The organism is Cupriavidus basilensis (genome assembly GCF_029335485.1).
Classification (GTDB): domain Bacteria; phylum Pseudomonadota; class Gammaproteobacteria; order Burkholderiales; family Burkholderiaceae; genus Cupriavidus; species Cupriavidus basilensis_E.
The window spans coordinates 1-9,798 of record NZ_JARJLM010000056.1 but is presented as its reverse complement, the minus strand read 5'-3'; the positions used below and the strand labels follow the sequence as shown (position 1 = coordinate 9,798).

The 9,798-nt window shown below is 66.3% G+C and carries 9 protein-coding genes; 3 read left to right on the top strand and 6 right to left on the bottom strand.

All coding sequences use genetic code 11. From position 1 onward, the window contains the following. The 4 genes from P3W85_RS03485 to catA all read right to left on the bottom strand — a co-directional run. Positions 1-425: 2Fe-2S iron-sulfur cluster-binding protein (locus P3W85_RS03485; protein ID WP_276263744.1), on the bottom strand; the 425-nt coding region annotated here is incomplete at its 3' end. Positions 426-450: 25 nt separating this feature from the next. Beyond that, on the bottom strand, positions 451-951 hold the full coding sequence (gene benB / locus P3W85_RS03480) for a benzoate 1,2-dioxygenase small subunit (RefSeq protein ID WP_017228894.1): 501 nt from the start codon (positions 949-951) through the stop codon (positions 451-453). Continuing rightward, entirely contained in the window at positions 948-2,324 is a 1,377-nt protein-coding gene (benA, locus tag P3W85_RS03475) for a benzoate 1,2-dioxygenase large subunit (protein ID WP_276263743.1), read from the bottom strand. The genes benB and benA overlap by 4 nt, the downstream gene beginning before the upstream one ends. A 122-nt stretch (positions 2,325-2,446) precedes the next feature. Next, entirely contained in the window at positions 2,447-3,361 is a 915-nt protein-coding gene (catA, locus tag P3W85_RS03470; RefSeq protein WP_276263742.1) for a catechol 1,2-dioxygenase, read from the bottom strand. A gap of 230 nt (positions 3,362-3,591) precedes the next feature. Here catA and P3W85_RS03465 point away from each other — a divergent pair, with 230 nt between their 5' ends. From P3W85_RS03465 to P3W85_RS03455, 3 genes are all read left to right on the top strand, one after another. Continuing rightward, on the top strand, positions 3,592-4,515 hold the full coding sequence (locus P3W85_RS03465) for a LysR family transcriptional regulator (protein WP_276263741.1): 924 nt from the start codon (positions 3,592-3,594) through the stop codon (positions 4,513-4,515). A gap of 156 nt (positions 4,516-4,671) precedes the next feature. Beyond that, positions 4,672-7,257: a bifunctional aconitate hydratase 2/2-methylisocitrate dehydratase gene (gene acnB, locus P3W85_RS03460; RefSeq protein ID WP_276263740.1), complete on the top strand. Its 2,586-nt coding sequence runs from the start codon at positions 4,672-4,674 to the stop codon at positions 7,255-7,257. A 176-nt stretch (positions 7,258-7,433) separates the two neighbouring features. Continuing rightward, positions 7,434-7,877: a thioesterase family protein gene (locus tag P3W85_RS03455; protein ID WP_017228889.1), complete on the top strand. Its 444-nt coding sequence runs from the start codon at positions 7,434-7,436 to the stop codon at positions 7,875-7,877. Positions 7,878-7,910: 33 nt separating this feature from the next. On the opposite strand, the gene alkB is transcribed toward P3W85_RS03455, so the two are convergent. Next, the gene (gene alkB, locus P3W85_RS03450; RefSeq protein ID WP_276263739.1) at positions 7,911-8,564 is read right to left on the bottom strand and encodes a DNA oxidative demethylase AlkB; all 654 of its coding nucleotides are present in this window, start codon (positions 8,562-8,564) and stop codon (positions 7,911-7,913) included. 216 nt (positions 8,565-8,780) lie between these two features. Then, on the bottom strand, positions 8,781-9,798 hold a 1,018-nt coding region (locus P3W85_RS03445), incomplete at its 5' end, for a flagellar hook-length control protein FliK (protein ID WP_276263738.1).

Here is a 9,798-nt window from a genome sequence, read left to right as displayed (position 1 = left end):
TACTGCCCCGCCAGGAAGGCCGGCGCGGCGCTCTCGCCCAGGTCGATCGAGAAAGCGATGGTGGAGTCAGAGAGCTTGTCCACCGCCGCCAGCTTGCCCTGGTAGCTGCTCACGCCGGTCTTGCAGGCGGCCGACGACGCCGGCACCCTGATCACGCAATCCGAGCGCGGGCGCGTCTGGCAGGCCAGCACATAGCCCTTGGCCGCTTCCTCGGGCGTCAGGGCGTCTTCGATATAGCTCGACGCCGGCAGGTCGTACTCGCCGGATTCGCACAGGCCGCGGCAGGTGCCGCAGGCGCCGTCGCGGCAGTCCAGCGGGATATTGATCTGCTGGCGATAGGCCGCGTCGGACAGGGTTTCATTGGCGGCGCAGGTGATGAAGCGGGTGACGCCGTCTTCGAACTGCAAGGCGATGTTGTATTCCATGGCGTGATTCCTCCGGCGCGTCCGCTCAGATGTGATAGATGTCGATGACCTGGTTGATGTAGTCGTTCTTCAGCACGACGTACTTGTCCAGGATCCGCGGGCGCTCGCCGGCAAAGTCGATGACGTAGCGCGACATGCCGAAATAGCTGTAGTTGCGCTTGTAGCGGTGGCTCAGCGTGTGCCAGTTGAAGCGCACCGTGCAGACGCTGCCTTCCTGGCGCTCCAGTTCGACATTGCTGATGTTGTGGCTGGTGCGGGTATCCGGCATGGTGGCGCTGGAGCGCTCGGTCTTGATGCGGAACACGCGGTCTTCCAGGCCCTGGCGGTTCGGGTAGTAGATCAGCGAGATCTCGCGCTGCGGATCGGTCACCAGCGTGTCGTCGTCGTCCCAGGATGGCATCCAGAACGCGGCGTCGGGGTGGTAGCAGGCCAGCCATTCATCCCATTGCTCGTCGTCCAGCAGGCGGCTTTCGCGGTAGAGGAAGCCCTGGATATCCGCAAGGCTGATCGTGGCGTTCGTGCTCATGCTTCGCTCTCCTTGCCTGCCTCGGCGCCGGTGGCTTTCTTCATGACGTCCAGCCAGTAGCGGTGCTGCACCGTGTACAGGCCTTCGTCCTCGGTCTTGACGCCGCTCATCAACGGCTTGAGGCCGATCTTCCGGGCGGCCTCGTCGGGCCCTTCCACCCAGTGCGTGGCGCCGCGGCACATATCGTTCCATTCCACCGCGCTGCCGGCGTAGCCTTGCTGGCAGGCGCGGAATTCCTCCAGGTCGTCGGGCGTGGCCATGCCGCTGACGTTGAAGAAATCCTCGTACTGGCGGATGCGGCGGGCGCGCGCGTCGTCCGCCTCGCCCTTGGGCGCGATGCAGTAGATGGTGACTTCGGTCTTGTCGACGGAAAGCGGGCGCAGCACGCGGATCTGCGAGCCGAACTGGTCCATCAGGTAGACGTTGGGGTACAGGCACAGGTTGCGCGAGTTCTGGATCATCCAGTCCGCCGTCTCGGCGCCGCAGCGCTCGGCGAATTCCTCGCGGCGGCTGAAGTTCGGCCGGTCTTCCGGATTGGCCCAGCGCGACCACAGCAGCATATGGCCGTGATCGAAGGCGTAGAAACCGCCGCCCTGCCGTCCCCAGTTGCCCGCGTCCATGGCCCGGATCTTGTCCTCGCGGGCGTTCTCCTGCTTGCGGTGGCTGGTGGTGGCGGCGTAGTTCCAGTGCACCGCGGAGACGTGGTAGCCGTCGGCGCCGTTCTCCGTCTGCAGCTTCCAGTTGCCTTCGAAGGTATAGGTGGACGCGCCGCGCAGCACTTCCAGCCCGTCGGCGGACTGGTCCACGATCATGTCGATGATCCTGGCCGCTTCGCCCAGGAATGCCTTGAGCGGCGCCACGTCCGCGTTCAGGCTGCCGAACAGGAAGCCGCGATAGTTCTCGAAGCGCGCCACCTTCTTCAGGTCGTGCGAGGCTTCCTTGTTGAAGCAGTCAGGGTAGCCCGCGCCTTCCGGATCCTTGACCTTGAGCAGCTTGCCGCTGTTGTTGAAGGTCCAGCCGTGGAAGGGGCAGGTGTAGGTGGCCTTGTTGCCGCGCTTGTGGCGGCACAGCATGGCGCCGCGGTGGGTGCAGGCGTTGATCAGCGCATTGAGCTCGCCCTGGCGGTTGCGCGCGATCACGACCGGCTGGCGGCCGATGTAGGTGGTGTAGTAGTCGTTGTTGTTGGGGATCTGGCTTTCGTGGGCCAGGTAGATCCAGTTGCCCTCGAAGATGTGCTTCATCTCGAGTTCGAACAGGGCCTGGTCGGTGAAGGCGCTGCGATGCAGGCGGTAGTCGCCGGTTTCGCGGTTTTCCACCAGGTAGTCGTCCAGCCGCTTCAGGGTCGGGCTGTGGTCCGGGTAAATGGGGATCATGAGGTGTCTCCTGCATCCGTGGCGGATGCGCCGGGCCGTGAGGTGTCCTCAGGGCGGCCCTGATGTTGCTGCGGCGGCCGGCAGGTGCGCCGGCCGCGTTGTTCCTGTCGTGGAAGGGGGCTTTAAGCGGCGGCGCGCTTGCGCTCCACTTCCGGTGCCGGCGCTGCCGCGCAGTCGCCGTACAGGCGGAAGTCGAAATCGATCGATGCGAACGGCTTGCCGAGGCCGCGCTCGGCGAGTTCGCGCGGGGCGTCGACGTGCGTGACCGCCGGCACCAGCCCCTCGCGGCTGGCGAAGGCGAAGTCGTCCCACAGGTATGCGTCGCCGTCGATATTGATCTGCGTGGTCAGCTTGCGATGGCCGGGTGCCGACACGAAGAAGTGGATGTGGGCCGGGCGGCGGCCGTGGCGGCCGAGCAGGTCGAGCAGGCGCTGGGTGGTGCCCTGCGGCGGGCAGCCATAGCCCATCGGCACGATGCTGCGGAATGCGTAGCGCCCGTCGCCGTCGGTCACGATGGTGCGGCGCAGGTTGAAGTCCGCCTGGGTCTTGTCGAAGAATGAGTAGTTGCCGAGCAGGTTGGCATGCCAGACCTCCACCGAGGCGCCAGGCAGCGGCTTGCCGCTGGCATCGAACACCGTGCCCTGCATGAACAGCACTTCGCCCTGGCCATCTTCGCTGCCATCGTCCAGCCGGGCGAAGCCTTCGCTTGCCGGTGCGCCGGCCACGTACAGGGGGCCTTCGATGGTGCGCGGGGTGCCGCCGCTCAGGCCGGCCTTGGCTTCGGCTTCGTCGGCGCGGATATCCAGGAAGCGCTCCAGGCCCAGGCCGGCGGCCAGCAGGCCAAGCTCCGGGCCGGCTTCGGCGAGGTACTCTATGCCCTTCCAGACTTCGCTCGCGCTCAGGTCGAGGTCTTCGATGGCCTTGAACAGGTCGGTGGTCAGGCGGACCACCACGCTTTGCACGCGCGCGTCGACCTTGCCCCTGGCGGTGTCGACGATGAACGCTTTCACCAGCGCTTCGATTTCCGGATGCTGCATTTGTCTGCTCCTTGTCTCTGGTTTTTTGGGGGGGTGTTCCTGCCATGTGCTGCTTGCCGGGGCGTCGTTGTCAGGCCCGGCAGGCTGTTGCGGCGTAGCGCCGTGATTCGCCTTAGAATGCCCTAAAGGTATAAAAAGTCGTTGTCGCAGCCTGGAGCGAAGAATAGGAGGGCCGATATTGGCGGTCCAACACTGTTTTAGTATTGGCTGAATACTTAATAGGTATAGTCGTGGACTTGCGTCATTTACGTTACTTCGTTGCCGTGGCGGAGGAACTCAACTTCACTCGCGCTGCCGAGCGGCTGCATATCGCGCAGCCGCCGCTGAGCCGGCAGATCCAGCAACTGGAAGAGGGCCTGGGCGTGCAGCTGTTCGAGCGCAACGCGCGGCCACTCAGGCTGACCGAGGCCGGGCGTTTCTTCTATGGGCACGCCCAGCAGCTGCTGGCGCAAGCGGCGGAACTGGAGTCGATGACGCGGCGCGTCGGGCAGATCGAGCGGAAGATGTCGCTGGGCTTTGTCGGCTCGACCTTGTACGGCATGCTGCCCAAGATCATCCGGCGCTTTCGCGCCGAGCACCCGGAAATCGAACTCAGCCTGCACGAGATGACCACCATGGACCAGATCGCGGCGCTCAAGCAGGGCACCATCGATGTGGGGTTTGGCCGCATACGGCATGAGGACCCGAATGTGCGCCGGGTCGTCCTGCGCGAGGAGCGCATGATAGTGGCGCTGCCGGTCGGGCATCCACTGTCGCTGGCCAAGCCGGTGCTTGCGTTGCACGACCTGCTGGGCGAGACCCTGATCATCTTTCCCAAGGCGCCCCGTCCGAGCTATGCCGACCAGGTGCTGGCCGCGTTTCACGACCGTGCCCTGCAGCCGGGGCGCATCCATGAGGCGCGGGAATTGCAGATCGCGCTCGGGCTGGTGGCGGCGGGGGAGGGCATTTCCATCGTCCCGAGCAGCGTGCATGGCCTCAAGCGCGACGACATCAGCTACAGGGAGCTCGACGACCCCAACCTGGTGTCGCCCATCATCATGAGCATGCGCAGCCTCGACGAGACCGAGGAGATCCGCGCCATGCTCGACATGATCTACCGGCTGTACGAAGAGGAGAGGCTGGACTTCCTGTCGCCGGGCAAGGATCAGGTCTAGCGTGCCGGGATCCCGCGCCTGCGGGGATGCGTTGATTTCATTGTGTTTTTTTGGTCTAACTCTTATATAAGATATAAGACGTTTGACCAAAAACGCACTTGCCTTTAAAATCGCGTCACAACCGGTTTTTGCAACCCTATTACCCCGCAGGTTCCCATGCTTGAAAACTATCGCGCCCATGTTGCCGAACGCGCCGCGCTCGGCATTCCCCCTCTGCCGCTGACCGCCAAGCAGACCGCGGAACTGATCGAATTGCTGAAGGCCCCGCCTGCGGGTGAAGAGCAGGTCCTGCTGGACCTGATCACGCACCGCGTGCCGGCCGGCGTGGACGATGCCGCCAAGGTCAAGGCCTCGTACCTGGCCGCCGTGGCGCTGGGCAAGGAAGCCTGCCCGCTGATCTCCCGCGCCAAGGCAGCCGAGCTGCTGGGCACCATGCTGGGTGGCTACAACATCTCCCCCCTGATCGAACTGCTGGACGATGCCGAGATCGGCACCGTTGCCGCCGCGGCGCTGAAGAAGACGCTGCTGATGTTCGACGCCTTCCATGACGTCAAGGAAAAGGCCGACAAGGGCAACGCCAACGCCAAGTCCGTGCTGCAAAGCTGGGCCGACGCCGAATGGTTCACCAGCCGTCCGGAAGTGCCGGAAAGCCTGACCGTGACCGTGTTCAAGGTCACCGGCGAAACCAACACCGACGATCTCTCGCCCGCACCGGACGCCACCACCCGCCCGGACATCCCGCTGCACGCGCTGGCCATGCTGAAGAACGCGCGCCCGGGCATCACCCCGGAAGAAGACGGCAAGCGCGGCCCGGTCAAGTTCATCGAATCGCTGAAGGACAAGGGCAACCTGGTCGCCTATGTGGGCGACGTGGTCGGTACCGGTTCTTCGCGCAAGTCCGCCACCAACTCGGTGCTGTGGTTCACCGGCGAAGACATCCCCTTCGTGCCGAACAAGCGTTTCGGCGGCGTGTGCCTGGGCAGCAAGATCGCCCCGATCTTCTACAACACCATGGAAGACGCCGGCGCCCTGCCGATCGAGCTGGACGTGTCGCAGATGGAAATGGGCGACGTGGTCGAGCTGCGCCCGTACGACGGCAAGGCCCTGAAGAACGGCCAGGTCATCGCTGAGTTCACCGTCAAGTCCGACGTGCTGTTCGACGAAGTGCGCGCCGGCGGCCGTATTCCCCTGATCGTCGGCCGCGGCCTGACCGCCAAGGCCCGCGAGGCGCTCGGCCTGGCACCGTCCACGCTGTTCCGCCTGCCGCAGAACCCGGCCGACACCGGCAAGGGTTTCACGCTGGCCCAGAAGATGGTTGGCCGCGCCTGCGGCCTGGAAGAAGGCAAGGGTATCCGCCCGGGCACCTACTGCGAACCGAAGATGACCTCGGTAGGCTCGCAGGACACCACCGGCCCGATGACCCGCGACGAGCTGAAGGACCTGGCCTGCCTGGGCTTCTCGGCCGACCTGGTGATGCAGTCGTTCTGCCACACCGCCGCCTATCCGAAGCCGGTCGACGTCAAGACCCACCACACGCTGCCGCAGTTCATCAGCACCCGCGGCGGCATCTCGCTGCGCCCGGGCGACGGCGTGATCCACTCGTGGCTGAACCGCATGCTGCTGCCCGACACCGTGGGCACCGGCGGCGACTCGCACACCCGCTTCCCGATCGGCATCAGCTTCCCCGCAGGTTCGGGCCTGGTGGCCTTCGCCGCCGCTACCGGCGTGATGCCGCTGGACATGCCTGAATCCGTGCTGGTGCGCTTCAAGGGCAAGATGCAGCCTGGCGTGACCCTGCGCGACCTGGTCAACGCGATTCCGCTGTACGCCATCAAGTCCGGCGAGCTGACCGTGGCCAAGCAAGGCAAGAAGAACATCTTCTCCGGCCGTATCCTGGAAATCGAAGGCCTGCCCGACCTGAAGGTCGAGCAAGCGTTCGAGTTGTCCGACGCTTCCGCCGAGCGTTCGGCCGCCGGTTGCACGGTGCGCCTGAACAAGGAACCGATCATCGAATACATCAACAGCAACATCACGCTGCTGAAGTGGATGATCGCCGAAGGCTACCAGGACGCGCGCAGCCTGACGCGCCGCATCAAGGCCATGGAAGCGTGGCTGGCCGATCCGCAACTGCTGCAGCCGGATGCCGACGCCGAGTACGCCTCGGTCATCGAGATCGACCTGGCCGACGTGCACGAGCCCATCGTGGCCTGCCCGAACGACCCGGACGACGTCAAGACCCTCTCGGACGTGGCCGGCGCCAAGATCGACGAAGTCTTCATCGGTTCGTGCATGACCAATATCGGCCACTTCCGCGCAGCCTCCAAGCTGCTCGAAGGCAAGCGCGATATCCCGGTCAAGCTGTGGGTTGCCCCGCCGACCAAGATGGACGCCAAGCAACTGACCGAAGAAGGCCACTACGGCGTGTTCGGCACCGCAGGCGCCCGCACCGAAATGCCGGGCTGCTCGCTGTGCATGGGTAACCAGGCACAAGTGCGCGAAGGTGCCACGGTGATGTCGACCAGCACCCGCAACTTCCCCAACCGTCTCGGCAAGAACACCAATGTGTACCTGGGTTCGGCCGAGCTGGCGGCGATCTGCTCGCGCCTGGGCCGCATCCCGACCAAGGAAGAGTACATGTCGGACATGGGCGTGCTGAACGCCAACGGCGACAAGATCTACAAGTACATGAACTTCGACCAGATCGAAGACTTCAAGGACGTGGCGGATACGGTGACGGTGTAAGCCGCATCGGTTTTCCGGCAGTACGTTTGAAAGGCCCCTTGCGGGGCCTTTCTTTTATGGTTCGTCGAGGGGCTGGACGAGCCGGCAGAGTGCGCCAACGCCGCCGGCAATGGCGCCGGCCTTAACAATCGCACGCAGTGCGAACAGACCCTCCACCTCGTTTCCCCTTTCGCATCATGGCCCGCCTCAAGCTTGAATTCCCCGAAGACCAGTATTGCTACGCCACCCACCTCACGGTGCGCGTGACCGACATCAACTCGGCCAACCATCTCGGCAACGACTCGATGATCTCGATGATTTCCGAGGCGCGCGCCCGCTTCCTCTTCGAGTTCGGCATCCAGGAAACCCAGGGCGACGGCGTCGGCATCATCGTCAGCGACCTGGCCACCACCTACCGGACCGAAGCCCACGCCCGCGACCAGTTGCAGTTCGAAGTCGGCGTGATGGACTTCAACCGCTACGGCGGCGACATCACCTTCCGCATCACCCGCCCACAGGACCAGGCGCTGGTGGCGATGGCCAAGTCCGGCTTTGTCTTCTTCAACTACCAGCTCAAGAAGGTCGTGCCGATGCCCGAAGCCTTCTCGCGCAAATTCGCCAAGGTCAACTGGGTTGATTGAGCGAGGGCCGGCGGGCGGTGGGACGGCGGCGCGCTAACGCGTCTTCCGAAACGTCAGGTTGATCCGCTCGCGGCCCGCCAGCGCGTGGTCGCCATCGGCCAGCGGCGCGATGCCGTGGAAGGCCAGCCTTGCCGGGCCGCCCCAGACCACCACGTCGCCGTGGGCCAGCCGCACGCGCAGCGGGCGTTCGGCGCGGCTCAGGCCGCCGAACAGGAACACCGCGGGCAGGCCGAGCGAGACCGAGACAATGGGCGCACGCAGGTCCAGTTCGTCGCGGTCCTGGTGCAGGGAGAGGCGCGTGCCGGGCGTGTAGCGGTTGAGCAGGCAAGCGTCCGGCCTGAAATCCTCGAAACCGGCGGTGGCGGCGGCCGCGCGCGCCAGCGACAGGAAGCCCGCCGGCATGGCGGGCCAGGGCTTGCCGCTCTCGGGGTCGGCCGGCTCGTAGCGGTAGCCCCTGGCATCCGAGACCCAGCCAAGCTGGCCGCAGTTGGTCATGGCGACCGACATGCGCTGGCCGCCCGGCGTGATCAGGTGGCGCCATGGCGCCTGCGCTGCAATGTCGCGAACCGCATCGAGCAGGCTTTGCTCATGCTCGCGGGCGAAGCCGCGCAGCACTACCGCGCCGGGCGCGAGCGGCTCGGCATGGGGGGCGTCTTGCGGGAGGGAATCGAACAGGTCGAAGGTCATGGCGTCTCGGCGGGCGGCACGCGGGCGCGGGGAGCGCGGCGGCAGGCGCGGGGTTGGCGGTGGCGGTCAGGCCATATCCGGGCTCCCGGCGGTTTTGTGCCCCAAGACGCCATGGTACGCGCGAATGCAAATGGTGCAAAAGCACGAAAGCCGATGCAGGCCAGCCCGCATCGGCTTTCAGCATGGCGTGCGTCCGGTGCCCGGCGCGCGCGGGGCTCAGGCGAAGGTGTCGACCTCGCCACGCGCGAGGGTGCGTGCCACCGGCGCCGCGGGGCCGGCGTTGACCGGGGCCGCCGTCACGCCCGCGAGCGCGCCAAAGCCGCTTTGCTGGCTGCCCGGCTGGCGTTGCTGCTGCGGCTGGCCGTTGCCGGCCTGACCGGCAAAGCTATCGGCGCCGACCGAGGTCTGCCCGAGCTGGATGCCGCTGTCGGCCAGCGCGGTGCGCAATTGCGGCAGCGCCGCCTCGACTGCGGCGCGCACAGCGGCGTGGGGTGAAACAAACTGGGCCTGGGCCTGGTCGTTGACGACATTGAGCACGACCTTGAGCGGGCCCAGGTTGGGTGGGTTGAGCTGCAGCTCGGCGGTATGGCTGCCCTGGGTCGACAGGCGCACCATCTGCTGGCTGAGCGCTTGCGGCCACTGACCGTCGCCCACCGGCGGGGCAATCGGCAGCGAGGTGGCCGGCGCCAGGCCGCCGGCGGTCGGTGCCTGGCCTGCGCCCATGGCGCCTACGGCCATCAGCGGATTGGGAGCGGCGCTGGCGGGTGCGGCTTCGGTGCTGGCCGGTTCGGCTGCGCGCACGGCTGCCGCCAGCGGCATCGGGGTGGCCGGGGTGGCGGCGGCCGACTGGGCGCTGCCGCTCTTGGCATTGGCTTCGACAGGCTGGAGCGGCGCCTTGTACGGCTGGCCGAACCCGCCTTGCTGCTGGCCGGAGGCGGACTGGCCAGCAGTGCCGCCTGGCTGGCCGGCCATGGCGGCCTTGAGCGCGGCGGCCAGGTCCGGGCTGGCCGTGGCGGCGTCGCCGGCGGGGCTGGCGGTGGTGTTGCTGGTGGCCGTGGTCTGCGTGGCGGTTGCGGTCTGCGGCACGGCCTGCAGCGCTGCGCGCTGCGTGGCAATGGTGGCCAGCGTATCGGCGGCGGCAGAGGCTGCCGGCGCGGTGGCGTCGGCCGCGGCAGGGTCCTTCAGGTCTTTCATGCCGGCCTGGGCGCCAAGCGCGGCGGCTGCGGCTGCGGCT

Coding starts and splice junctions, on each gene's coding strand:
- benB (WP_017228894.1), bottom strand. CDS start 951: ATGAGCACGAACGCCACGATCAGCCTTGCGGATATCCAGGGCTTCCTC.
- benA (WP_276263743.1), bottom strand. CDS start 2,324: ATGATCCCCATTTACCCGGACCACAGCCCGACCCTGAAGCGGCTGGAC.
- catA (WP_276263742.1), bottom strand. CDS start 3,361: ATGCAGCATCCGGAAATCGAAGCGCTGGTGAAAGCGTTCATCGTCGAC.
- acnB (WP_276263740.1), top strand. CDS start 4,672: ATGCTTGAAAACTATCGCGCCCATGTTGCCGAACGCGCCGCGCTCGGC.
- P3W85_RS03455 (WP_017228889.1), top strand. CDS start 7,434: ATGGCCCGCCTCAAGCTTGAATTCCCCGAAGACCAGTATTGCTACGCC.
- alkB (WP_276263739.1), bottom strand. CDS start 8,564: ATGACCTTCGACCTGTTCGATTCCCTCCCGCAAGACGCCCCCCATGCC.